At 59.9% G+C, this 23783-nt stretch carries 30 protein-coding genes; 25 read left to right on the plus strand and 5 right to left on the minus strand.

Going from position 1 to position 23783, the window contains the following annotated elements; translation table 11 throughout:
• The first annotated feature begins 127 nt into the window (after positions 1–127).
• The 20 genes from ACOYXI_RS25295 (at position 128) to recX (ending at position 15971) form a co-directional block, all read left to right on the plus strand.
• A complete protein-coding gene (locus ACOYXI_RS25295; protein ID WP_461675435.1) occupies positions 128–2026 on the plus strand; it encodes a phage tail protein in 1899 nt (632 codons plus the stop codon).
• Positions 2013–3248 (plus strand): DNA circularization protein, encoded by a 1236-nt coding sequence (locus ACOYXI_RS25300; protein ID WP_210558057.1) that lies wholly within the window; start codon positions 2013–2015, stop codon positions 3246–3248. The genes ACOYXI_RS25295 and ACOYXI_RS25300 overlap by 14 nt, the downstream gene beginning before the upstream one ends.
• Positions 3249–3251: 3 nt before the next feature.
• Positions 3252–4295, plus strand: coding sequence for a phage baseplate assembly protein (locus ACOYXI_RS25305; protein WP_027611070.1), 1044 nt, complete (start codon positions 3252–3254; stop codon positions 4293–4295).
• A gap of 143 nt (positions 4296–4438) precedes the next feature.
• Positions 4439–4948: a phage baseplate assembly protein V gene (locus ACOYXI_RS25310; protein ID WP_461675436.1), complete on the plus strand. Its 510-nt coding sequence runs from the start codon at positions 4439–4441 to the stop codon at positions 4946–4948.
• Entirely contained in the window at positions 4948–5346 is a 399-nt protein-coding gene (locus ACOYXI_RS25315) for a phage GP46 family protein (protein WP_007964342.1), read from the plus strand. The genes ACOYXI_RS25310 and ACOYXI_RS25315 overlap by 1 nt, the downstream gene beginning before the upstream one ends.
• Positions 5336–6382 (plus strand): baseplate J/gp47 family protein, encoded by a 1047-nt coding sequence (locus ACOYXI_RS25320; protein WP_134785561.1) that lies wholly within the window; start codon positions 5336–5338, stop codon positions 6380–6382. The genes ACOYXI_RS25315 and ACOYXI_RS25320 overlap by 11 nt, the downstream gene beginning before the upstream one ends.
• Complete coding sequence (locus ACOYXI_RS25325) at positions 6370–6969, plus strand: YmfQ family protein (RefSeq protein WP_007964344.1); 600 nt, start codon at positions 6370–6372, stop codon at positions 6967–6969. The genes ACOYXI_RS25320 and ACOYXI_RS25325 overlap by 13 nt, the downstream gene beginning before the upstream one ends.
• A gap of 14 nt (positions 6970–6983) precedes the next feature.
• Positions 6984–7715 (plus strand): hypothetical protein, encoded by a 732-nt coding sequence (locus tag ACOYXI_RS25330; RefSeq protein WP_041072249.1) that lies wholly within the window; start codon positions 6984–6986, stop codon positions 7713–7715.
• Between the two features lies 1 nt (position 7716).
• Positions 7717–8142, plus strand: a complete 426-nt coding sequence (locus tag ACOYXI_RS25335) for a phage tail assembly chaperone (protein WP_134785562.1) — start codon at positions 7717–7719, stop codon at positions 8140–8142.
• 57 nt (positions 8143–8199) lie between these two features.
• On the plus strand, positions 8200–9294 hold the full coding sequence (locus ACOYXI_RS25340) for a phage tail protein (protein WP_266275767.1): 1095 nt from the start codon (positions 8200–8202) through the stop codon (positions 9292–9294).
• Between the two features lie 8 nt (positions 9295–9302).
• Complete coding sequence (locus tag ACOYXI_RS25345) at positions 9303–9869, plus strand: tail fiber assembly protein (protein ID WP_134785563.1); 567 nt, start codon at positions 9303–9305, stop codon at positions 9867–9869.
• A 22-nt stretch (positions 9870–9891) separates the two neighbouring features.
• The gene (locus ACOYXI_RS25350) at positions 9892–10788 is read left to right on the plus strand and encodes a gp53-like domain-containing protein (protein ID WP_097086502.1); all 897 of its coding nucleotides are present in this window, start codon (positions 9892–9894) and stop codon (positions 10786–10788) included.
• Positions 10789–11235 carry a tail fiber assembly protein gene (locus tag ACOYXI_RS25355; RefSeq protein WP_134785564.1) on the plus strand — a complete coding sequence of 149 codons (447 nt, stop codon included), beginning with the start codon at positions 10789–10791 and terminating at the stop codon, positions 11233–11235.
• An 18-nt stretch (positions 11236–11253) separates the two neighbouring features.
• Entirely contained in the window at positions 11254–12456 is a 1203-nt protein-coding gene (locus ACOYXI_RS25360) for a carbohydrate binding domain-containing protein (RefSeq protein ID WP_134785565.1), read from the plus strand.
• A 9-nt stretch (positions 12457–12465) separates the two neighbouring features.
• A complete protein-coding gene (locus ACOYXI_RS25365) occupies positions 12466–12684 on the plus strand; it encodes a hypothetical protein (RefSeq protein WP_098967518.1) in 219 nt (72 codons plus the stop codon).
• Positions 12685–12717: 33 nt separating this feature from the next.
• Positions 12718–13284 carry a glycoside hydrolase family 19 protein gene (locus ACOYXI_RS25370; RefSeq protein ID WP_134785566.1) on the plus strand — a complete coding sequence of 189 codons (567 nt, stop codon included), beginning with the start codon at positions 12718–12720 and terminating at the stop codon, positions 13282–13284.
• Positions 13263–13781, plus strand: coding sequence for a lysis system i-spanin subunit Rz (locus ACOYXI_RS25375; RefSeq protein ID WP_098967519.1), 519 nt, complete (start codon positions 13263–13265; stop codon positions 13779–13781). The genes ACOYXI_RS25370 and ACOYXI_RS25375 overlap by 22 nt, the downstream gene beginning before the upstream one ends.
• A 68-nt stretch (positions 13782–13849) precedes the next feature.
• Entirely contained in the window at positions 13850–14350 is a 501-nt protein-coding gene (locus ACOYXI_RS25380; RefSeq protein ID WP_096795871.1) for a CinA family protein, read from the plus strand.
• Between the two features lie 83 nt (positions 14351–14433).
• Positions 14434–15492 carry a recombinase RecA gene (gene recA, locus ACOYXI_RS25385; protein ID WP_003222269.1) on the plus strand — a complete coding sequence of 353 codons (1059 nt, stop codon included), beginning with the start codon at positions 14434–14436 and terminating at the stop codon, positions 15490–15492.
• An 8-nt stretch (positions 15493–15500) separates the two neighbouring features.
• On the plus strand, positions 15501–15971 hold the full coding sequence (gene recX, locus ACOYXI_RS25390) for a recombination regulator RecX (protein ID WP_027611085.1): 471 nt from the start codon (positions 15501–15503) through the stop codon (positions 15969–15971).
• 55 nt (positions 15972–16026) lie between these two features.
• Here recX and ACOYXI_RS25395 read toward each other — a convergent pair whose 3' ends face one another.
• Entirely contained in the window at positions 16027–17145 is a 1119-nt protein-coding gene (locus ACOYXI_RS25395) for an LOG family protein (protein WP_098967521.1), read from the minus strand.
• 357 nt (positions 17146–17502) lie between these two features.
• Here ACOYXI_RS25395 and ACOYXI_RS25400 point away from each other — a divergent pair, with 357 nt between their 5' ends.
• Positions 17503–17697, plus strand: a complete 195-nt coding sequence (locus tag ACOYXI_RS25400) for a hypothetical protein (protein WP_027611087.1) — start codon at positions 17503–17505, stop codon at positions 17695–17697.
• Here ACOYXI_RS25400 and ACOYXI_RS25405 read toward each other — a convergent pair whose 3' ends face one another.
• Positions 17698–18123 (minus strand): PA3611 family quorum-sensing-regulated virulence factor, encoded by a 426-nt coding sequence (locus tag ACOYXI_RS25405; RefSeq protein WP_027611088.1) that lies wholly within the window; start codon positions 18121–18123, stop codon positions 17698–17700.
• A gap of 189 nt (positions 18124–18312) precedes the next feature.
• Here ACOYXI_RS25405 and ACOYXI_RS25410 point away from each other — a divergent pair, with 189 nt between their 5' ends.
• The 3 genes from ACOYXI_RS25410 to ACOYXI_RS25420 all read left to right on the plus strand — a co-directional run bounded on the left by ACOYXI_RS25410 (position 18313) and on the right by ACOYXI_RS25420 (position 20371).
• The gene (locus tag ACOYXI_RS25410) at positions 18313–19059 is read left to right on the plus strand and encodes a tRNA-uridine aminocarboxypropyltransferase (RefSeq protein ID WP_177408950.1); all 747 of its coding nucleotides are present in this window, start codon (positions 18313–18315) and stop codon (positions 19057–19059) included.
• A gap of 224 nt (positions 19060–19283) precedes the next feature.
• On the plus strand, positions 19284–19934 hold the full coding sequence (gene erdR / locus ACOYXI_RS25415; RefSeq protein ID WP_225137741.1) for a response regulator transcription factor ErdR: 651 nt from the start codon (positions 19284–19286) through the stop codon (positions 19932–19934).
• Between the two features lie 74 nt (positions 19935–20008).
• Positions 20009–20371, plus strand: coding sequence for a diacylglycerol kinase (locus ACOYXI_RS25420; protein WP_003222276.1), 363 nt, complete (start codon positions 20009–20011; stop codon positions 20369–20371).
• Here the strand turns inward: ACOYXI_RS25420 and ACOYXI_RS25425 are convergent.
• Positions 20368–21294, minus strand: a complete 927-nt coding sequence (locus tag ACOYXI_RS25425; protein WP_007964377.1) for a LysR family transcriptional regulator — start codon at positions 21292–21294, stop codon at positions 20368–20370. The two genes, ACOYXI_RS25420 and ACOYXI_RS25425, sit on opposite strands and share 4 nt — an antisense overlap.
• A gap of 133 nt (positions 21295–21427) precedes the next feature.
• On the opposite strand from ACOYXI_RS25425, the gene fpr reads away from it, so the two are divergent.
• Positions 21428–22207 carry a ferredoxin-NADP reductase gene (fpr, locus tag ACOYXI_RS25430; protein ID WP_007908723.1) on the plus strand — a complete coding sequence of 260 codons (780 nt, stop codon included), beginning with the start codon at positions 21428–21430 and terminating at the stop codon, positions 22205–22207.
• A 171-nt stretch (positions 22208–22378) separates the two neighbouring features.
• Here the strand turns inward: fpr and tsaA are convergent, their stop codons facing one another.
• Both tsaA and ACOYXI_RS25440 read right to left on the minus strand, forming a co-directional pair.
• Positions 22379–23077 (minus strand): tRNA (N6-threonylcarbamoyladenosine(37)-N6)-methyltransferase TrmO, encoded by a 699-nt coding sequence (gene tsaA, locus ACOYXI_RS25435; RefSeq protein WP_282413913.1) that lies wholly within the window; start codon positions 23075–23077, stop codon positions 22379–22381.
• 185 nt (positions 23078–23262) lie between these two features.
• On the minus strand, positions 23263–23730 hold the full coding sequence (locus tag ACOYXI_RS25440) for a YehS family protein (RefSeq protein ID WP_027611093.1): 468 nt from the start codon (positions 23728–23730) through the stop codon (positions 23263–23265).
• Positions 23731–23783 lie beyond the last annotated feature (53 nt).

Consider the following 23783-nt stretch of genomic DNA (forward strand, 5'->3'; position numbering starts at 1 on the left):
CAGTCGCCTATGACCTGGCCTGGTTCTGGAAGGTTGACCCCGAACAGATGATGGCCAGGCCACTGGATGTGCTCCGCGAATCGCTGGAGCACGCGCAACGGATCAATGCGATGCAGCAGGTGCAGTGATGGCAGACGAAGAAAAGAAAGTGCAAACACCGGTGCTGATCACGGGCATCGATGAACTGTCGCCCAAACTCGGCGCCCTGCGAGTAAAGGTCGAGAGCTTCAAGAAAAATCTCGAACAGACCGGCCTCGGCAAACTGGATATCAGCGGTCTGTTCAAGGGCGGCAGCGTGATCACGCCGTTCGTGGACGGGATCAAATCGGCGGCAGCGTTTCAGGGCAAATTGACTGAAGTCAGCGAGACGGCGAAAACCGTCGACCTGCCTGCGGCGCCGAAAGTCGCTGCACAAAACATGAACGTGTTCAGTGCGTCGATGGAAAAGGTTTCCGCTGCTGTTGACGCGGCGCTGGTGCCGGCAGTCGGTGCGTTGGTCGTCGGGCTTGAGCCAATGCTGACTCAGGTCGCCAGCCTGCTTGCCGAGAACCCGCAACTGGTGGAAGGCCTGGCTGCGGGGGCTATCGCCTTCTCGGCGATGCAGACCGCGGTCACCGGCGCCACGCAAGTGTTCGATGTCATGAGCATGGTGCTCAAGACCAATCCGATCATGCTCATCGCCATGGGCATCGCGGTGGCGGCCGGTTTGATCTATGCCAACTGGACGCCGATCAGTGCGTTCTTCAAAGGCATGTGGGAAGGCGTGAAAAACATCGGTGCGAGTGCGATGGCGACGTTGCGCTCGATTCTTGACTGGCGACCACTGGATGCACTGGCGGCGCTGTGGTCACCGGTCGTGGGATTCTTCTCGGGCATGTGGGACGAGGTCAAAGCCGTCACTGCGCCGGTCATCGACTTCTTCAAATCGGTGTTCTCGTGGACGCCCGCCGGCATGATCCTGGAAAACTGGGCGCCGCTGACGGGGCTGTTTTCGGCGATCTGGGAACTGCTCAAGGCCTTGAGTGTGCCGGTGATGGCGTTCCTCAGAAACCTGTTCGACTTCTCGCCGATGCAAATGATCAACAGTGCGTGGGGTGGCGTTGTCAGGTTCTTCGAGCCGATGTTCGATGGCCTGCGAAAAGTCGCGCAACCGGCTAAAGAGTTTCTGGTGTCGTTGTTCGATTTCTCGCCCATGCAGATGATCACCAGCGCCTGGGGCGGAGTTGTTGCGTACTTCCAGCCGCTGTGGACGACTCTGCAATCGGCGGTGCAAAGCACCCGGGATACATTGCGGGCACTGTTCGATTATTTCCCGATGGAAATGATCACCAGCGCCTGGGGTGGTGTCGTCGGGTACTTCGAACCGATCTGGACGGCACTGCAAACCTCAGTGCAGCGGGTCAAAGGCTTTTTCAGCAGCCTGTTCGAGTGGTCGCCGCTGGAGCAGATTGCGCAGTACTGGCAGCCGGTCGGCGAAGTCTTTTCGGCGCTGTGGGATGTTGTGCTGGCGGCGTCTGCACCGGTCGTGGACTTTCTGCACACCCTGTTCGAATGGAAACCTCTGGATCAGATCATCGAGAGCTGGGGGCCGATTGTCGGGTGGTTCGGCGAGTTGTGGCAAAAGCTGCAAACCGTCATCGCGCCGATCAAGGAGCTGTTCGACGGAGGTTTCGCCGGGTTGATCGCCAAGGTCACCGGCAAGGTCGAAACTCTGACCCAGGCGCAGCGCCAGACCAATGCCGAAGGCAAGGGTGAGCTGGCGCCGGCATTCTTTGGCGCGAGTAGCGCCCCTGCTGGAAACGGAACGCTGCAAGGCGGATCGCTGCCACAAACCTCCAGCGCCCTGATCCAGCAAAGCGCGGCCAACAACCGTACGCAACTCGAAGGCGGCCTGACCGTGCGCTTCGAAAATGCACCGGCGGGGCTGCGCACCGATCAACCGCAAAGCAATCAACCGGGCCTGGCGCTGTCTTCGCGCATCGGCTATCGCTCGCTGTCGGCAGGAGGTTCCAATGAACTGGCGTGACCGCTTGTTGCCGGCATCGTTTCGCGGTGTCGGATTCTGGATCGATCAGGCGAAAACTCCGGTCGGTCGCAAAGGTCAGTTGCACGAATACCCGCAACGCGACCTGCCGTATTTCGAGGATCTCGGCCAGCAGGCCAAAACCCACGATCTGACGGCGTTCATCATCGGCGCCGATTGCCTGGAGCAGCGCGACAAGCTGCTCAAGGCCTTGGAGGCGGGCAGTGGTGAATTGGTGCATCCGTGGCTCGGACGCCTGCAAGTCAAGGTCGGCGAATGCGACATGACCCACACCCGCCAGGACGGCGGGCTGGTGACGTTCAGTCTGAAGTTTTACCCGGACCGGCCGTTGCCGTTTCCGACCGCCACGGTCAGTACGCAAAAAGTTCTGTTGGCCAAGGCTGACACTTTGTTGGGGTCGGCGGTGGCGCGCTTCGAGCAGGCGATGACGTTGATCAAGGCTGCGCGGATCGGCATCGCCAATCTGCGCAACAGCCTGACCGGCGTGTATGAGGTGATCAAAGAGCAGCTCAAACCGCTGATCGAGCAGTATCGGCAGATCACCGAACTGGTCAAAGCGGTCAAGGAGTTGCCCAAGGAAGTGGCGGCGGAGTTCAAAGGCTTGCTCGGCGATATCAAGGAACTCAAGGCATTCGCGAAGGAGGGCTACCGTGGCGTGATTGCCGACGTGTCCCAACAACTCGAAGCCATCCGCAAGGCTGATGCGCCGAAGATCACCACCGGCAAGGACACCAACGCGGCGGCACAAGCCATGGCCGATCTGGTGCAGGACACGGTGCTGGTCAAAGTCGCGCAATGGGTGGCGTCGATGCCGGTGGCGACAAGCCCGGTGAAACTGTCATCGACACCTACGGTAGGGCAGCAGGCGACGAGCCCGGTGACCCGCCAGGAAGTCCCGGTCAGTGACGACATGCAGGCATTGCGTGACGCCGTGGCGGTGGCGATCAACCCGATGCTGGACAAGGCCGACCCGGCGCACTACCAAGCCATCACCGATGTGAAAGAGGCGCTGCTTGCGCACCTCAAGGCCGTCGCGTCGTCGGGTGTGCGGCAAGTCAGCAAGTCGTTCCAGGAAAGCTTTCCGGCACTGGTGGTGGCCTACAAGTACCTTGGCGATGCGACGCGGGTCACGGAAATCACTCAACGCAACGGGATCACCCATCCCGGTTTCTCACCCAACGAAGTGAAAGTCTCCGGGGAGTAAACCATGAGCGAGATAGACAACCGTGTCACGCTGACCGTCAACAACATGGAATACGGCGGCTGGAAAAGCGTGGAAATCACCGCCGATCTTGAGCGCCAGTTCCGCACCTTCAAACTCGACATCACCTGGCAGTGGCCGGGGCAGACGGTGGATCAACGGATCAAACCGGGTGACCCGTGCGAAGTGAAAATCGGCCAGGACCTGGTGCTCACCGGCTACGTGTTCAAGGCCCCGATCAGTTACGACGGACGCCAGATCAGCCTGAGCATCGAGGGCAGTTCCAAGACTCAGGATCTGGTCGATTGCGCAGCCACCAACCGCCCGAATCAATGGCAGGAGCAACCGCTGCTGAGCATCGTCCAGGCTCTGGCGGCGGAATACTCGCTGTACGTGGTCAACGAAATTCCCGAGACCGCGCGGCTCGCCAAACACACCATCGTGCCGGGCGAAACGGTGTTCCAGTCGATCGATCGTCTGCTCTCGCTGTTCCGGGTGTTTTCCACTGATGACGAGCAAGGCCGGCTGGTGCTGGCCAAGCCCGGTAGTGGTGGTCGGGCCAGTGACGCGCTGGAGTTGGGCAAGAACATTCTGTCGGCGAACGCGCCGATGGATCAGAGCCAGGTGTTTTCTGAATACCGAGTGATCGGTCAGCAGAAAGGCTCGGACAAGAAGAGCGGGGCGGCCGTCAGCGAGGTTCAATCCAGCGCGGCTGATCTGAGCTTCAAGCGCCGCCGCACCACGATCATCAACGAGGGCACCGCGCTGACGTTCGAGTTGGCCCAGCAACGCGCCCAATGGGAAAGCGCCACCCGCATGGGCCGGGCGCAGACCACCACCTATCAGGTGCAGGGCTGGCGTCAGTCCAATGGCGATCTGTGGCGCCACAACACGCTGGTGAAGGTCACGGATCCGGTGCTCGGTTTCGACGGCGACATGCTGATCTCCAAAGTCACCTATTCGCTCTCGGCGCAAGGCTCGGTGACCACGCTGCAAGTGGCGCCACCGCATACCTTCGATCCTGATCCCACGCCTCCGAAAAAAACCTGAGCCTGACACCGAACCCCTGTGGGAGCGGGCTTGCTCGCGAAAGCGTCAGCAGCTCCAACATCCCATTGACTGACCCACCGCTTTCGCGAGCAAGCCCGCTCCCACATGTTGTCCGTGTCGGGTCTGCTCCCTGAGGACAATTCATGAGCCTACTGACACGCCTGCTGGCGCGCGGCACTGTCGTGCTCGCCCATTCGGCATCCAAGCTGCAATCGCTGCAAATGCGCCTCACCGCCGGCGAGGTGAACGACGACATGGAGCATTTCGAACCCTACGGTTTCACCAGCAACCCGCTGGCCGGCGCCGAAGGCATCGTCACGTTTCTCGGCGGTGACCGGTCTCACGCCATCGCCCTGGTGGTCGCCGACCGCCGCTATCGCTTGCAGTCGCTGGCCTCTGGCGAAGTGGCGATCTACACCGACGAGGGCGACAAAATTCACTTCAAGCGCGGGCGGATCATCGACATCGAAACCGCCACCCTGAACATCCGCGCCAGCAGCGCGGTGAACTTCGACACGCCGGTGATCAACCAGACCGGCAAGATCGTTTCCACCGGCGACCAACTCGCCGGCGGCATCAGCCAGATCAAACACCTGCACGTTGGCGTGCAGGCCGGTAGCGGCCAGACCGGTGCGCCGGCAGGAGGCAAATAATGCTTGTCAGCCAGAACCTCCACGCCGCACTGACCCGCGCCGTGCTCATCAGCCTGTTCACCTGGCGCCGCGCCGCCGATGACGACGCCCTCGACGACGAGGAGCGCTTCGGCTGGTGGGGCGACAGCTTTCCCACCGTCGCCGACGATCGCATCGGTTCGCGGCTGTGGCTTTTGCGTCGGGTCAAGCTGACTCGACAGACCCAGATGGACGCCGAGTTCTATGCCCGCGAAGCCTTGCAATGGCTGATCGACGACGGCCACTGCAGCGCCATCGACATCATCAGCGAACGCCTCGACGCCCAGCGCCTGAACCTGCGCACGGTCCTGACCCTGGCCGACGGCGAACGTCTGGACATCAACCCCGATAACAGTTGGCAGGTGATCTATGCCGTTTGAAACCCCTTCGCTGCCGGTGCTGATCAAGCGCACCCAAAGCGACCTGGCCGGCGATTCGCTGCGCCAGTCCGATGCGCAAGTGTTGGCCCGCACCCTCGGTGGCGCCGCGTATGGCCTGTACGGTTATCTCGACTGGATTGCCGAGCAGATTTTGCCGGACAAAGCCGACGAATCGACCCTGGAACGCATCGCCGCGCTGCGCCTTAATCAGCCACGCAAACCGGCGCAATTCGCCACCGGCAGCGTCAGTTTTACCGCGACCGCCGGTGCGGTGCTGGATGTCGACACGCTGCTGCAAGCGAGCGATGGCCGTACCTACAAAGTCACCACCGCGCGCACCACCGTCAATGGCAGCAACACCACCACCATCGCGGCGCTGGATGCTGGCAGCCTGGGCAATGCCGACGCCGGTCTGGCGCTGAACCCGGTGCAGCCGATCGCCGGCGTGGTCGGCAACAGTTTTGTGGTGCTCGCGCCCGGCCTCAGTGGTGGCGTGGCGCGAGAAAGCCTGGAGTCGTTGCGCTCGCGGGTGATCCGTTCTTATCGCGTGATCCCCCACGGCGGTTCGGCAAGCGACTACGAGACCTGGGCGTTGGAAGTGCCAGGTGTGACGCGCGCCTGGTGTCGTGGCGGCCTGCTCGGGCCAGGCACAGTGACGGTGTTCATCATGCGTGACGAAGACCCGCAACCGGTGCCCAACGATGAGCAATTGGCGGAGGTTCAGGAGTACATCGAACCGCTGCGTCCGGTGACGGCGGAAGTACACGTGCAGCGGCCGATTCAGGTGCCGGTGGTGTATCGCTTCAAGAGCGTCAACCCGGACACCACTGCTGTGCGCGCCGCCGTTGAAGCGCAACTGCGCGACCTGCACAACCGCGAGGCCGATCTGGGTGTGCCGCTGCTGATCAGCCATATCCGCGAAGCCATCAGCAGCGCCGGCGGTGAGTACGATCACACGCTGACCGCGCCGGCCGCTGACGTGCCTGCCGGGCAAAGCGAACTGCTGACCTTCGGAGGTTGCGTATGGGGGGCATAAGAACCGCCGCGCAATATCAGGCGCAGCTGCGCGCCTTGCTGCCGAGCGGCCCGGCGTGGGACCCGGAACGCGTCCCGGAACTTGAGGAAGTGCTGCAAGGCGTCGCCGTCGAACTGGCGCGCCTCGACGCCCGCGCTGCCGACCTGCTCAACGAGATGGACCCGGCGGGCGTCAGCGAACTGGTGCCGGACTGGGAGCGGGTGATGGAGCTGCCCGACCCGTGCCTGGGCGCCACACCGCTGTTCGACGACCGCCGCCTCGCCGTGCGCCGGCGCTTGCTCGCGGTCGGCAGCCAGGCCGTCGGTTACTACCTCGACATCGCCAAAAGCCAGGGCTACCCCAACGCCAGCATCACCGAGCACGAAGCCCCGCGCATGGGCCGCTCGCGTTTTGGCGCAGCGCACTGGGGCACCTGGGAAGCGCAATTCATGTGGACCCTCAACACCGGCGGCCGCCTGCTGCTCGGCCGGCGCTATGGTGCGAGCTACTGGGGCGAGCGCTTCGGCGTCAACCCGGGCTCGGCGCTGGAGTGCCTGATCCACCGCAGTGCGCCGGCGCATACCAAAGTGCACATCAATTATGACTAGGGAGGAATGACGGGATGGATTATCCGAAGAGTGTGCCCAGTGCCGGTCTGGTGAATGGGAAATTTGTCGATGAAAACCCGCTGACCGGGACGCCGGGGTCGCTGATTCCGGCGCGATGGGGCAACAGCGTTACCGATGAAATCATCAACGCGATCACTGCCGCCGGACTTGTGCCTGACGAGGGTAACAGCACGCAACTGAGATTGGCGATTTCGACGATTGTCGAGAAGAACAAAAATGATTCTTTGGCGAGCAAGGATGAGGCCGAAGCAGGTACCAGCAGCAGCCGTCTGATGACGCCGCAGCGCGTTTTCCAAGCGATCGAAAAGAAAGTGGTTCAAGCCACTGAAACGGTTTTAGGCTGGGCGCGGATCGCGACCCAAAGCCAAGTCAATGCGGGGACTGACGACACCGCCATCGTCACACCGAAAAAGCTCCGGTTTGGTGTTTCCTACAGCATTGGCGCGAACGGCTATATCGCCTTTCCGAGTTGGTTGGGGGGCTTCATGATCCAGTGGGTCCTGATCACCATTGCTGCAGATAAAACCTATGCTGCCCAACCTTGGCCGGTGGCTTTCAAGACCCAGTGTGCCGCTACTTGGGCGAGTTATTCGCACGGCGGAAACGCACCCTATTTCGATATCACCACTCCACCCTTGGTGACCTATTTTGATTCTAGCCAGGTGCAGGTTTTGAGTAATTCCGGTGGCACCGGTTTTGTCACTGTGCTGGGAGTGGGGAACTGAAATGAAACGTTTCTATAGCCGCACCACTGGCAACACTTATTTGTCGGGCTATCACACGAGCCTCCCGGGCGATGCCGTTGAAATTGACGACGAGCGTTACGAGTCGGTTATTGCTAACCCTGCAGCCGGAACCGAGCGGTCCCATGACGAGCAAGGTCTGCCGATACTGATCGAGTCGACGCCCCTTTCAGGCGAGGAAGCGCTGATCGAAGCAAAGGCATGGCGCGACAAGGAATTTGATCGCGTGGTCTGGTTGCGTGATCGCCATCGGGACGAAGTGGAATTGATGAAAGCCACCACGCTATCCGACTCTGAATATCTGACCCTGCTGAATTACCTGCAGGCGCTACGCAAGTGGCCCCAGGCGAAGAAATTCCCCTCCAAACGCTCTCGACCGAAAAAGCCTGCCTGGATGACTGCCGAGTGAATGGATGCTGCATTGTCGGCATCGCCCATCAATGTTCCAGGTAAAGGAAAGTTAACTATGGATTATCCAAAAAGCGTCCCCAGCGTCGGCCTGGTCGATGGCCGCTTTGTCGATGAAAACCCTGTGGCAGGCACGCCGGGTTCGTTGATTCCGGCGGTGTGGGGCAACAGCGTGACTCAGGAGATCCTGAGTGTGATTAACGGCAGCGGGTTGGTGGCTGCTGAAGCCGATACCGGGCAGTTGTACAAGGCGATTCAGTCGATCATCGGCAGAGCGAGCCCGATGCGTTCGGTCATCACCCGACTGGCCGCGTCGAAAACCCTGACCGAGGCCGAGCTTGGCCTGGTGCTGATAGACGGCAGCCCGGGACCTGTGACTTTGCTGCTGCCACCGGCCAACGCCGCACTCGGTGTGCGCGACGTGATTGTTCGGCGGGTGGACAACAGCGGTAATCGCATGGTCATCCAGGCCTCAGGTACCGACGGGATTCGTTTTCACACCCATCTGTCGGCCAGCGGTTATCCGTTCTTCGTATTGATGGGCGGCGGTGACTGGTGGCATTTGCGCAGTGATGGGGCGGGGAGTTGGTGGCCGGTCGGTCGTTTCGACAATACGCCATTGGGGCGGCCGTTTTTCGAGACGACCCTGATGCTCAGTCCCGGTGGATACGGTGCATTGAATGGCACCGTGATGAAGCGTGCGGAATGGCCGTGGCTGTGGGATCACGCCCAGCAATCGGGAATGCTGGGGACTGAAGCCTTACGCGTGGGCTCCGAGGGGAAATGGACCACGGGTGACGGTGCGACGACCTTTCGTGGTCCCGAAGGGCGAGGGGAATTTCTGCGGGTTCTGGATGAAGGTCGTGGTGTGGATGCCGGGCGGGCGATGGGTACTTTTCAGACTGGATCGACGCATTCCTATGCGCAAGGTGCCAATGGCGCAGGCGCTGTGGGCGCGTACTGGTCAGATAGCCTGACCAGTTTTGGCGCGGATACCCGGGAAGAACCGCAATACGTTACAGGGCTGGTCAATGGCGGCCCGATCTTTCCGGTGAATACCACTTACCAGAGGGATACCGCAGGAGTTTTGCTCTACGCCTTCAAATCCCGCCCGCGCAACATCGCCTATCCCGGCCGCATCAAACTCATCTGAGGCACTTCATGTTCAATTATCTATTTGATGGCTCGGGCGCTCTGTCCGGGCCTGTCGAGTTCATTGTCACGCCGGGCATTGGCATCCAGTTACCCGGTAATGCTGTTGAGCTGGCGTACGAGTTGCCTGAGCCGGAAACCGGTCGTAGCTGGGCACTGATCAACGGCGTACCGCGTGAGGTGATCGACCGCCGTGGCATGGTTTATCGCAAGGACGGCGGCGCGCAACAGATCTGGACCGAGCTGGGTGAGTTGCCTGACACCCTGACCGCGCAACCATGGCCAGGCGAGTTCCACATCTGGCGCGACAACGCCTGGGTGCTGGATGAGCAGGCTCGTTTAGCGAGCGTCAGACAGCAATCTCTCGGCCAGCGCGACGCACTGCTGCGCGACGCCGTCCTGCGCATCGCCCCGCTGCAATACGCCGAGGATATTGGCGATGCCAGCCACGACGAACAACTGCTGCTGATCGAATGGAAGCTCTACAGCGTCGAGCTGAACCGGATCGAAAAACAGGCTGGTTTTCCTGACGAAATTACCTGGCCGGTTGCGCCCGAATCAGCAGTAAACACCTGACTCACACACAAGGAGAAGTACCGTGGACTACCCAAACAGTGTCCCGAGTGCCGGTCTGGTCAACGGCCGGTTTGTCGATGAAGACCCGCTGACCGGCAAGCCGGGGTCGTTGATTCCGGCGAAATGGGGCAACAGCGTTACCCAAGAGTTGTTGAATATCATCAATGCTGGCGGCACCGCTCCGACGGAAGCGAAAGATGATCAGGTGTTAACCGCATTACGCAGCAACAAGTTGTTTTTGACTTCACCGCAGTTCTCCAATGATCAGTCGATGGCCACCACTGAGTTTGTTACGCGGGCGGGATTACAGTTCTCCGGTTTTGCTTCTTACGCCGCCAGCACGGTATTGAACGCTGCGAATATTGGCGGTGTCGCGAGTTTCTCCAGTGCCAGCGCGCTGACTGCGACGCTGCCGTCTACCAATGGTGTGGCCCATGCGAGCACCATTCACGTAATCAACGCAGGTACCGGCGTGTTGACCGTCAATCCTTCCGGTAACGATGGGCTTCTCACCTGTAATGGCACATCCGGCCCGCTCAAGTTGGGTATTGGTGACACTGCCTACCTGATCAAACTCACGGGACAGTGGCGCCTCTATGGCGGCTCGGTGAGTGATCGATATGCGTCGGCGCACTCCGGTGTGTACGGCAACATTGGCTACCAGCGTTATGCCAGCGGCAATATCGATCAATGGGGTGTTGGCACGACGGATGCCAATGGCGATGTCAACGTCGTCTTTCCGATCTCTTTCCCTACCGCGTTTTCTTCGATCATCGCCATGCACGTAGGAGGCGATGGAGCGATGGTCGTCATGTACGCGAACTCTGCGTCGAAGCAGGGGTGCCGTCTGAAAGTTCGAAGCTACAGCGGCGAAGTGTCTGCAGGTTGGGGTATCAACTTCTTTGCAAAGGGTTATTAAATGAATCCGTTCAATGTCTTGTTCAGCGCCAGCACCCGTGGGGTTTATGTTCCCGCTATCAACTCATCGGATATTCCGGATGACGTCATTGAAATTCCCCAGGCCTATTGGATCTCACTGCTGCAGCAACTGGCTGTGAGTGCAAAAGTGGTCGGCGTGCACGCGGATAGCGGTTATCCGACTCTGGTTGATCCACCACCTTATTCGGCAGAAGAAGCGGCCGATGCTGAACGTCGCTGGCGTACAGCACAACTGGCTGCCACCGATGGTCTGGTTGCACGTGATCGTGATGAGCTTGAAGACGGCGGTGGCACGACGCTGACCAGCGAGCAATATGCCGAGCTGCAAACCTATCGCCGCGAATTGCGCGACTGGCCGCAGGGTTCTTTTTTTCCTTTCAGCGAGCATCGGCCTGTAGCGCCGCGTTGGTTGGCAAATGCGGTTTGAGCCGTAGAGGAAACATACATGGATTATCCAAAAAGCGTTCCCAGCGTCGGGCTGGTGAACGGCAAGTTCGTCAATGAAGACGCCATCGCCGGCCTGCCCGGATCGCTGATCCCGGCGAGCTGGGGCAACAGTGTTACTCAGGAAATACTCAACGCCATCACCGCAGCCGGTTTGAAACCTGATGAAGCACAAACCGATCAGTTGGCGCAGGCGATCCGCCAATTATCGAAGCCTGATCCACTGCAGCAATTTCCGGCGCAGGTGTATCGCCGGAATGTGCTGATCAATGGCGGCTTCGATATCTGGCAGCGCGGAACGACCAACCAAGGCCCCAATATTGGTGGGTATGTAGCCGATCGTTTTCGTTGCGACTGGAATGGCAATGCTGCCGTGGCCATCTCTCGCCAGGATTTTGCCCCTGGCCAGACAGACGTGGCGGGTGAGCCGAGCTATTTCTTGCGCTGGCAGCAAACCACGGCGGGCGTTGGCGCTACCGAGCACAAGATTTCCCAAAGCGTTGAATCCGTCAGGACTCTGGCTGGAAAAACCGCCACCGTAACATTTTGGGCGCGCTCCGACGCCGCGCGCCCGTTGAAGGTAACCATCGGTCAGTACTTCGGCAACGGTGGTTCGGAAGCCGTCGTCAAAGTGGTCGATGTCTTTGCATTGAGCACTGCATGGACCAAATTCAGCGCAACATTTCAGGTGCCAGTGATCGCTGGGAAAATGCTCGGTGCCAATGATTACTTGAGGTTGGCTTTTGATCTGCCACTTAACGTTTTGCAAACTGTGGATCTTGCGCGGGTTCAACTCGAGGAAGGACCGGTTTCCACGCCATTCGAATACCGCCCGGTTGGTGAAGAGCTGATGTTGTGTCAGCGCTACTTCGAGAAGTCCTTTGCCAGTCGTTTACAGATTCGTGCAAACAATGGTGTCGGAACCTGCATCGTTACGTTCACTCAGGCTGCGGCCGGGAATACCGGTCAATACGGCATGGTCATAGACATGCAGGCTCAGAAGAGAGTGCAACCCACCGTTGTTCTGTATTGCCCTGGAAATGAAAGCAGTCAGGTCTGGAACTATTCGCAGGGAGTGGCTTGCACGGGGACCACTGTGCAAAGTGTGACACAGCGAAGTTTCGCTATCGGTACCGTGACGCCTGTGAGCAGTCAGCCCGGTAACGGGCTGCAGATTGAATGGACAGCGGACGCAGAAATCTAGGGGTAGCTCATGACATATCAACTGACCGCCTGTGGTGTATTGCGCGTTGAAGATGCCGCGTTTATTCCGCAGGACACGACCAATCGCGACTGGCTTGAGTATCAGCAATGGCTGTTAACCGGCGGGCAAGTACTGCCATTGAATGACGCACTCGAAGAATCTGTACCCAACAACACCCTGACAACTCTGGCAAAAAAATGGCTGGGGGCCGTTGTCCGTCAACCATGATTCAATCGGAGCATCCAGGGAGGATTACGCATCATGCAAATAACAGAAGACAACCTTAAAACCATCATGCCCAACGCCCGCTCCCAAGCGGGCGTTTTTGTTTCTGCACTGAATAACGCAATGAATCGCCGCCATATCGACTCGCCAAAACGCATCGCCGCGTTTCTTGCGCAGATCGGTCACGAGTCGGGCCAGTTGCAATACGTGCGCGAGCTGGGCAACAACCAGTACCTGAGCAAATACGACACTGGCACGCTGGCGTTACGTCTGGGCAACACGCCCGAGGCCGACGGCGATGGGCAGAAATACCGCGGTCGCGGGCTGATCCAGATCACCGGGCGCAGCAACTATCGGCAGTGCAGCCTCGGCCTATTCGGCGATGAGCGCTTGCTGTCCTTGCCGGAATTGCTTGAGCAACCGCAATGGGCAGCGGAATCGGCGGCATGGTTCTGGGAACAGAACGGCCTGAACGATCTGGCCGACCGCGACCAGTTCAACAGCATCACCCGCCGAATCAACGGCGGGTTGAATGGCCTGCAGGATCGGCTCGACATCTGGGCGCGGGCGAGGGCGGTGCTATGTCCGTCTCCTGGCGTTTAACCGGCTTTTTGTTGCTGACCTTGGGGGGCGCTGCGTTGGCCTGGCAGTTTCAGGACTGGCGTTACGAGCGACAACTCGCGGAGCAGGCGCGGTTAAACGCCGACACTCTCAATCAGCTGAATGTGGCCGCAGCCAGCGCGCAGCAGGTCGAGCAGGATAAACGTCTGGCCCTTGAGCAACGCCTCGCGGCCAGTGAACAAACCCACTATCGAGCACTCAGTGATGCCCAACGTGATCAGGATCGCCTGCGCGATCGTCTTGCCACTGCTGATCTGCGCCTGTCAGTCCTCATCGACGCCGGCGACGCTGCCCAAGGCTGCGGGGTGCCAGCCGCCACCGGCCCCGGCGGCGTGGATCATGCAGCCGTACGCGCCCGACTTGACCCGGCGCATGCTCAACGAATTATCGCCATCACCGACACCGGTGACCGCGGACTGATTGCCTTGCAGGCCTGTCAGGCCTATGTCAGAGCGCTGGCGCCCGAACATTTTGAATGAGTCTGTGTATTGAAAGCGCAACCGGGTCGTGTACGGTGGTAGTCATTCCATCCGATCCGGAGCGCACCGTGAAAGAGATCACTCAACTGGCTGCCGAGCTCGGCCGACGTTTGCAGTTGCTCAACGCCCACGTCACCACGGCCGAGTCGTGTACCGGTGGCGGGATTGCTGAAGCGATCACGCGGATTCCGGGGAGCTCGGCGTGGTTCGAGGCCGGTTACGTGACCTACTCCAACCGGCAGAAGACCCGGCAACTGAATGTCCCCACCGAATTGTTCGGCACGGTGGGTGCGGTCAGTCGCGAAGTCGTCGAGGCGATGGTGCGTGGTGCGCAGAAGCACAGTCTGGCGCGGTTTGCCGTGGCGGTCAGCGGCGTGGCGGGGCCCGATGGCGGTACACCGAACAAACCGGTGGGCACGGTGTGGCTGGCCTGGGGCGTGGGCGATGCGGTTTCCAGTGAGGTTCAGCACTTCCCCGGCAACCGCGATGAAGTCCGCCGACAAACGGTGAAGGCCGCGCTAGAGGGGCTGTTGCGACTAGCGGCACGAGAAATCGAAAATCAGGGGTAGGCGATCCGCGAACGCTGTGGAATAATACTGGCTACTTATACAGGTGTTGGCCGTCAGGCCTTATTGATTACGTGAGGACTTTAATGGACGACAACAAGAAGAAAGCCTTGGCTGCGGCCCTGGGTCAGATCGAACGTCAATTCGGCAAGGGTGCCGTGATGCGTATGGGCGATCAGGACCGTCAGGCGATCCCGGCTATCTCCACCGGCTCTCTGGGTCTGGACATCGCACTCGGCATCGGCGGTCTGCCAAAAGGCCGTATTGTTGAAATCTACGGTCCTGAATCTTCCGGTAAAACCACACTGACGCTGTCCGTGATCGCCCAGGCTCAAAAAGCCGGCGCGACCTGCGCCTTCGTCGACGCCGAACACGCCCTCGACCCTGAGTACGCCGGCAAGCTGGGCGTCAACGTCGACGACCTGCTGGTTTCCCAGCCGGACACCGGTGAACAGGCGCTGGAAATCACTGACATGCTGGTGCGCTCCAACGCAGTAGACGTGATCATCGTCGACTCCGTGGCTGCACTGGTACCGAAGGCTGAAATCGAAGGCGAAATGGGTGACATGCACGTGGGCCTGCAAGCCCGTCTGATGTCCCAGGCGCTGCGTAAAATCACCGGTAACATCAAGAACGCCAACTGCCTGGTGATCTTCATCAACCAGATCCGCATGAAGATCGGCGTGATGTTCGGCAGCCCGGAAACCACCACCGGTGGTAACGCGCTGAAGTTCTACGCTTCGGTCCGTCTCGACATCCGCCGTACCGGCGCGGTGAAGGAAGGCGACGAAGTGGTCGGCAGCGAAACCCGCGTCAAGGTTGTGAAGAACAAGGTGGCGTCGCCGTTCCGTCAGGCCGAGTTCCAGATCCTTTACGGCAAAGGCATCTACCTCAATGGCGAGATGATCGACCTGGGCGTGCTGCATGGTTTCGTCGAGAAATCCGGCGCCTGGTATGCCTATGAAGGCACCAAGATCGGTCAGGGCAAGGCCAACTCGGCCAAGTTCCTGGCAGACAACCCGGAAGTCGCTGCCAAGCTCGAGAAGCAGCTGCGTGACAAACTGCTGTCCCCAGCGGTGATCGCCGACTCCAAGGCTTCTGCGGTCAAAGAGACCGAAGACGACCTGGCTGACGCTGATATCTGATCGCAGCGATGACCACCGCTGTACTCGATACCCTCGTCGCGGTGCGGCGAACCGCCATGGACCTGCTCGCTCGACGCGAGCACGGTCGAGTCGAACTGACGCGTAAACTGCGTCAGCGCGGCGCTGAGGCGGAAATGATCGAAACAGCCCTCGACCGATTGACGGAAGAGGGGCTGCTTTCCGAAGCCCGTTACCTTGAAAGCTTTGTTTCCTACCGTGCCCGCTCCGGCTATGGCCCCTTGCGCATTCGCGAAGAGCTGGGTCAGCGTGGTTTGCAACGCGCCGATATCGAACTTGCCCTGCGTGAAAGCGGTATCGACTGGCAGGAGCAGCTTCGCGAGACGTGGCAACGCAAGTTCTCGGGACACTTGCCGATTGACGCCAAGGAGCGGGCCAAACAAGGCCGCTTCCTCGCCTATCGGGGTTTTTCGATGGAGATGATCAACCGCTTGTTCAGCGGCAGAAGCATGGACGATTAAGTCGGTTTAATAGAAACGGCCCGCTATGAAAATAGCGGGCCGTTTTTTTTTGCCTTCAAATTACCTTTGATGGCTCACGTGCACGTTGGGCGGTCTGCGGTTGGGTGTGAGCCCAGTTTTCGGGGAGGTTGATGTAATCCACCAGTTCCCTGAGACGGCCATGATTTCGGGCATTGAACGCGAAAGCCAACCGCACCAGGTGGCTGTACTGCGCTTCGTCATGTTCCTCGCCGCTGTAAGCGTGTTGATGGAACTGGTCACTCAGGCACAGATCGGCGAAAGCCTCCTGCATATGCGCCATCGCCACGTCACTGAGCTTGTGATGCATACGAATCACGAACTGACGCTTGAGCCAGCGACTGGAGTGGAAGTTGCTGTAGAACTGGTTGATCTGCTCCACCGCCTCATCGACGTTATAGACCAGACGCATCAGTTTCAGGTCGGTGGGCAGGATGTAGTGGTTTTCTTCGAGTTGCTGGCGAATGAAGTCCAGGGCGCCTTGCCAGAATGTTCCGCCCGGCGCATCCAGCAACACCACCGGCACCAACGGGCTTTTGCCGGTCTGGATCAGTGTCAGTACTTCCAGTGCCTCGTCCAGGGTGCCGAACCCGCCAGGGCACAGCACCAGCGCATCGGCTTCCTTGACGAAGAACAGTTTGCGGGTGAAGAAAAAATGGAACGGCAGCAGATTGCCGGTGCCGTCCACAGTCGGGTTGGCATGCTGCTCGAAGGGCAGGGTGATGTTGAACCCGAGGCTGTGGTCACGCCCGGCGCCTTCGTGCGCGGCGGCCATGATCCCGCCACCCGCACCGGTGATGACCATCATGTCTGATCGCGTCAGGGCCGCGCCGAGTTCACGCGCCATTGCATACAGGGGGTGCTCGACCGGCGTGCGCGCCGAGCCGAATACCGTGACTTTGCGTCGTCCCTTGAATTGTTCCAGCACCCGGAACGCCTGCTCCAGTTCACGCAGGGCCTGCAGGGTGATCTTGGCGTTCCAGCGGTTGTGATCCTCTTGGGCCATGCGCAGCACGGTCAGGATCATGTCGCGATAAATCGGCAGGTTCGGGCTGTCGGGGGAAATCTGCTTGAGCTGTTCTTCGACCTTGCTGATGAGGTCGGGGCCGCTTTCCTGAAAATGTCGGCTGAGCAGGTCATTCGGTTGGTAAGGCATTCAACGTCTCCTTCTGCACAGAGCGGGTGGCCCTGACGTGCGGCGTCAGTGCCGCGCTGCAAAAAACACACACTCGGCAGCTCCTTTTTCTGCCGTGAACAGGTGATCGGGAATACTTTGAATCTAGACCCTTGCGAGCCATTGCGCTGAGTTGATCTTTACGCCGCGCAGGCTTTCCTGGCAACCGTTGCGGGCTGGCTGGCAATGAATATTCACCACTCGTCCGAACGTACGCCGTAGAGCAATCACTCTGATTTACTAACCTACAGGCACTGTACGACAGCTTTGAGTCGGCAACCGTACGCAGGGTGCGCGCTTTTCAAGGATTCGCGGGTAGCAGGCATGGAGGCGGGAGAGATGGCCAGAGTGGTTCTGGAAATCGATACGCAGTTGTATCGGATGCTGAAAGCATCAGCCGAGACCAATCAAGTGAGTCTCGAAGAGGAGTGCTGCCGTCGGTTGGCAGGTGGAGAACGACGTTCTCGCTACTTGCAGGCCCTGGTGGCCGAATTGCGCGCCGAAGATGAACAACGGCGCGCCAATACCCGATGATTACTTCTTCTTCGCCGGGGCAGCTTTCGGGCAATCGGAATCCTGGTAGCTGGCCGAGCCGATGGCCTTGTTGGTTTTATATTCACTGAAGTCGTAACGCATGATCGCACCCTTGGCCATCAGCTTGCGGTACGACGGGTTATTGCACACCGAAGCACCCAGCTGGAAATACACGGCTTTTGGGTCAGCGCGCATCTTTTCGGCGTGGCTGGCCTGGACGCTCAGGTGGTTGATCAGGGTAACGCCCTCAACGGTGTAGCCCTGATCGAGAATGTCTTCATTGATCGCCCGTGGCGTGCCGACGCTGCTTTGTTCGGCGATGTTGCGCAGTTCTTTGTTCAGATTCTGCTCTTTCAAGGACGCCGCTTGTGCGCTGAAGGACAACGCCAGTGCGATGGCCGCGGTAGGAACGATAAGGCGCAGCATGAAACTCTCCTGATTCAGTGACTGGTGGTTCGACCAGCCCCGTGGCTGTGCGTTCAGTGGCGCCGGATTATAGGGGAGCCGGTCGGGACGGTACAGGTTTGCGCTCGTCGCTCTGGTAAACTGCCGCCCTTTATTGCCTTGCCGAGTGCTGTGTGTGTCGAGTTTTCCTGCCATAAGGCGTTGCCCGTGATCCATCATGCCCCCAACGCCGTAGCCCGCTTGCGTGACCAGCGCGAGGACGAAGGTATCAAGCCGATTCAGGCCCGTGGTTTTCGCTCCGAGCGTTGCCGCGACTGCCGGGTGATCATCAGCCACTGCCTGTGCGCCTGGCGGCCGACCGTCGAAACCCGTTCCGGTGTGTGTCTGATCATGACCGGCAAGGAAGTGTTCAAGCCGAGCAACACCGGTTGGTTGATCGCCGATGTGGTGCGCGACAACCACGCGTTCATCTGGTCGCGCACCGAACCCGACCCGCGGATGCTGGCGCTGCTCAACGACCCGCAATGGCAGCCGTACCTTGTATTTCCCGGCGAATATGTAGAACCGTCGCGGGTGACCAACACCGTCGTGCCCGATAGCAGCAAGCGTCCGTTGTTCATCCTGCTGGATGCGACCTGGACCGAGGCGCGCAAGATTTTCCGCAAGAGTCCGTACTTCGACCGTTTGCCGATTCTCAGCCTGCTGCCCGACAGACTCTCGCGTTATCGCCTGCGCCGCTCGACCCGCAGCGAGCACCTGTGCACCGCCGAAGTCGCGGCTTTGTGCCTGGAACTGGCCGGGGACAGCGATGCAGCGTCGGCGCTGGACGCATACTTCGATGTGTTCAGCCAGCACTATCTGGGCGCCAAACAACAGTTGCCGCTCAACGAGTCGACTCCGGCCCACGCCGAGCTCTTGCCTTATATACGAAAGCCGCAAGCGGTGTTGGCCCCATAGTGGCCCATACTTCACCCAGCGGCGGCCGTGCTGCTTGACCACCCCGGCTACGCTGGGCATGCTTGGCGCCGATTGGGGTGCGGCCAAGGTTTGAAACGCCGTGTTTGCTCGTGATTGGCGTTGAACGTGCCCCTGTGGATAGCGCTGTGCGGCGGTATCTCGAGTTGCTTTGGCGAGGCCCGAATGCGTCGGGTCTGCCATCAAAAAACAGGATCATTTGAAAAATGGCCACATACGACATCCTGATTGCCGATGATCACCCTCTGTTTCGTAGCGCGCTGCATCAAGCGGTGACACTGGGCCTTGGCCCGGATGTGCGACTGGTGGAGGTGGCGAGCATCGCCGAGCTGGAAGCGCGCCTGACCGAAAAATCCGACTGGGATCTGGTCCTGCTGGACTTGAACATGCCCGGCGCGTTCGGGTTTTCCGGTCTGGTCATGCTGCGCGGGCAGTACCCGCAGATTCCGGTGGTGATGGTCTCGGCCCAGGAAGAAGCTTTGGTCATGGTCAAGTCCCGGGAATTCGGCGCCAGTGGCTTCATTCCCAAGTCCAGCGACCTGAATGTGATTCAGCAAGCCGTGCGCAAGGTCCTCGATGGCGATGTGTTCTGGCCCCCGCAGGCGTTCGAAGCCGTCAGTGTCTCCGATGAAGCCAAAGCCGCCAGCGACGGCCTGGCCAGTCTCACCCCGCAGCAGTTCCGCGTACTGACCATGGTCTGTGAAGGCCTGCTGAACAAGCAGATTGCCTACGAGTTGAACGTGTCCGAGGCAACCATCAAGGCCCACGTCACGGCGATCTTTCGCAAGTTGAATGTGCGCACCCGGACTCAGGCGGCATTACTTCTGCAACAACTTGAGTCAATTCCGAGCCAATAAAGGCTGGCGTCTTCACGCTTTTTTGACTTTTGTTGCTCTAGCTTTCCCACTCCTTTCTGGTTGGTTTTTACGTTATGTCACCTTTCAAGGGCCAGACCGGCCTGAAACGCATCCTCAACGCTTCCGGTTACTCGCTGGACGGCCTGCGCGCAGCCTTCACCGGCGAAGCCGCATTCCGCCAACTGGTGCTGCTCAATGTGGTGCTGATTCCGCTGACGTTCTTCCTGAATGTCAGTCGCGTCGAACAGGCACTGCTGATCGCTGTGTGCCTGCTGGCGCTGATCGTCGAGTTGCTGAATTCGGCGGTGGAAGCGGCGATTGACCGCATTTCCCTGGAACTGCACCCGCTGTCGAAGAACGCCAAGGACATGGGCAGCGCCGCGCAATTCGTGGCCCTGAGCATGATTGCCCTGGTGTGGGCGGTGATTCTGCTTTAAGCGATACTCGGCAAGACGATCTCGTCGCTGCGCTGCACCCCGGCGGTGAAGGCGCGGCACAGATCGAGAAACTCGCGCATGGCCGACGTCTGGTATTTCTGCTTGTGCCAGATGAAGTAGAACTGCCGGGCCAGATCCAGATCCGGGGTTTCCACCGCCACCAGGCTGCCGCGTCGAAACGCATCACGCAGCGCCAGCCGTGAAATACAGCCAATCCCCAACCCTGATTCCACCGCGCGCTTGATCGCTTCGGTGTGCTCCAGCTCCAGACGGATATTCAGCGCACTGCGATGGTGCCGCATGGCCTGATCAAAGGTCAGGCGCGTGCCGGAACCCTGTTCACGCAGAATCCACGCCTCGTGCGTCAACTCTTCCATGGTCGCGCTGCCACGTTTGGCCAGTGGGTGCTGCGGCGCGCAAAACACCACCAGTTCATCTTCCACCCAGCTCTGCACTTCGATATCCGGATGGCTGCAGTCGCCTTCGATTAGACCCAGATCAATTTCGTAATGAGCGACTTGATGCACGATATTGGCAGTGTTCTGTACGTGCAGTTTTACCTGGCTTTCCGGGTGGCGCTGCATGAAGCCGCCGATCAACAGGGTCGCCAGATAATTGCCGATGGTCAGGGTGGCGCCCACCGAGAGGGAGCCGAAACCGGATTTGCCGTTGAGCAGGTCTTCGATTTCCTTGGATTGGTCGAGCAGTGCCACCGCTTGCGGCAACAGCTGTTTGCCGAGGGCGTTGAGGCTCAGCCGTTTGCCGGCGCGATCGAACAGCTGGCAGCTGGACTGGCGCTCCAGTTCGGTGATCGAGGTGCTCGCCGCCGATTGCGAGAGGTTGAGCAGACCCGCAGCACGGGATACGCTCTCCTGCTGGGCGACGGCGACGAAGACTTGCAGTTGACGAAGAGTAAATCGCATATCGATATAACCGATAACCCTTATCTTAATAATCCAGTTAACAGATATTGTCGTCGCTATTAGAATGCGATGCAATTGCGCACTGTTGGCCGCAAAGGCGAGCGCAGACCCAATATCCAGGAGTCCCACGTACATGAGCAACATGAACCACGAGCGTGTCCTCAGTGTTCATCACTGGAACGACACTCTGTTCAGCTTCAAGTGCACCCGTGATCCGGGCCTGCGCTTCGAGAACGGTCAGTTCGTGATGATCGGCCTGCAACAGCCCAACGGCCGCCCGCTTATGCGCGCTTACTCGATCGCCAGCCCGAACTGGGAAGAGCATCTCGAGTTCTTCAGCATCAAGGTGCAGGATGGTCCGCTGACCTCGCAGCTGCAGCACCTGAAGGAAGGCGACGAGATCATCATCTCGAAGAAGCCTACCGGCACCCTGGTGCTGGACGACCTGAACCCGGGCAAGCATCTGTATCTGCTGAGCACCGGCACCGGTCTGGCGCCGTTCATGAGCGTGATCCAGGACCCGGAAACCTACGAGCGCTTTGAAAAAGTGATCCTGGTGCACGGCGTACGCTACGTCAACGAAGTCGCCTACCGCGAATTCATCACCGAGCACCTGCCGCAGAACGAGTTCTTCGGTGAAGCGCTGCGTGACAAGCTGATCTACTACCCGACCGTGACCCGCGAGCCGTTCGAGAACCAGGGCCGTCTGACCGACCTGATGCGCAGCGGCAAGCTGTTCAGCGACATCGGTCTGCCACCGATCAACCCGCAGGACGACCGCGCAATGATCTGCGGCAGCCCGAGCATGCTCGACGAGACCAGCGAAGTGCTCGACAGCTTCGGCCTGAAGATCTCGGCGCGTATGCGGGAGCCGGGTGACTACCTGATCGAGCGTGCGTTCGTCGAGAAGTAACCCGCAATACCTGTGGGAGCGGGCTTGCTCGCGAAGGGGGGCTGTCAGTCGACGTCAATGTTGAATGGCGCACCGCTTTCGCGAGCAAGCCCGCTCCCACAATGGTTTCGTGCTACACAGAAAAGCCCGCGTTGCCTGAGAAGGCAGCGCGGGCTTTTGCGTTTCCGGGGTTCAGGTGTTGGCGGGGATGACTTCCAGTACCCGGATCTGCTCCGGCGTCGGATAATGCCAGCGCACGTCCAGATCCCAGAACTGCGCACCGTACTCGCGCTCCGGCGCCGGCGTCTGATACGCCGGACGCGGATTCTGGGCCAGACACTGCTCGATCAGCTCGACCAAAGGCTCGCCAAGGCGCTGAGCATGGCCATGCGCCTGTTGCAGCGCGGCGTCCGTCCACTGCACATCAATCAGCTGTGGCGCGGCGCTGGCGATGCTGTTGGCGGCGTCAGGGATGATGTCGGCGTAAGGCACATACGGTTTGATGTCGAGAACCGGTGTGCCATCGAGCAAATCGATCCCCGAAATGAACAGCCGATTGGCCTCGACCTTGTCCAGCTTCACCACAGACTGCCCGATGCCATTGGGCCGGTGCGTCGCACGGGTGGCGAACACGCCCATGGACTTGTTACCGCCCAGACGCGGTGGCCGCACCTTCAGGCGCGGCTTTTCTTCCAGCGCCTGATGAAACAGGAACAACAGCCAGACATGGCTGACCTGCTCCAGCCCTTGCACGGCGTCTCCCTGATCGAACGGCGCCACCAGCTCCAGCACGCCACGGGCGGCGGGGGCCAGTTGCGGCTGGCGCGGGATGGCGAACTTCTCCTTGAAACAGGAACGCACGAAGCCGATGGGGGAGACGTTGTAAGTCATGGTCTGGAGTCGAGGTGGGAGCGGGGTGGGGATGATAACCCGAGGTGGCCGGGCCGACGCCTTCGCGAGCAAGCCCGCTCCCACAGGGATCTCGAGTGGAGTCCGGTTTTGTGTCAGCCACAAAACCTGTGGGAGCGGGCTTGCTCGCGAAGGCCGCGCCGCCGATTCAGAGCTTGTGGCGCAGATCAGCCGCGAACGCGCAGGGTCAAGCCCTTGAGGAAGTTGCGCAGCAACTGGTCGCCGCACGCGCGGTAATTGGTGTGGCCGACCTTGCGGAACAGTGCGCTCAGCTCAGGCTTGGACACCGGGAACTCGGCTGCCTTGAGGATCGCGTGCATGTCGTCTTCCTTGAGTTCGAAGGCCACGCGCAGCTTCTTCAGGATGATGTTGTTGGTCACTGGCACTTCGATCGGCTGCGGCGGACGGCTTTCGTCCTTGCCGCGCTTGAACACCACCAGACCGTCGAGGAAGTGCGCCATGACTTCGTCCGGGCAGCGCACGAAGCCTTCTTCGTCTTCTTCTTTCTTGTCGAGGTACGCGACGACGTCTTTCAGCTCCACGTCCAGGCCGCCGAGCTTGATGATCTCGATGACTTTCTTGTCGCTGATGTCGAGCATGTAGCGCACGCTACGCAATACGTCGTTATGAATCATGTGGGTAATCCTGATAATCGTTGTGGGCAGCACGCAGGCGCGCTGCCGGAATG

The organism is Pseudomonas sp. G3-19, from assembly GCF_054855875.1.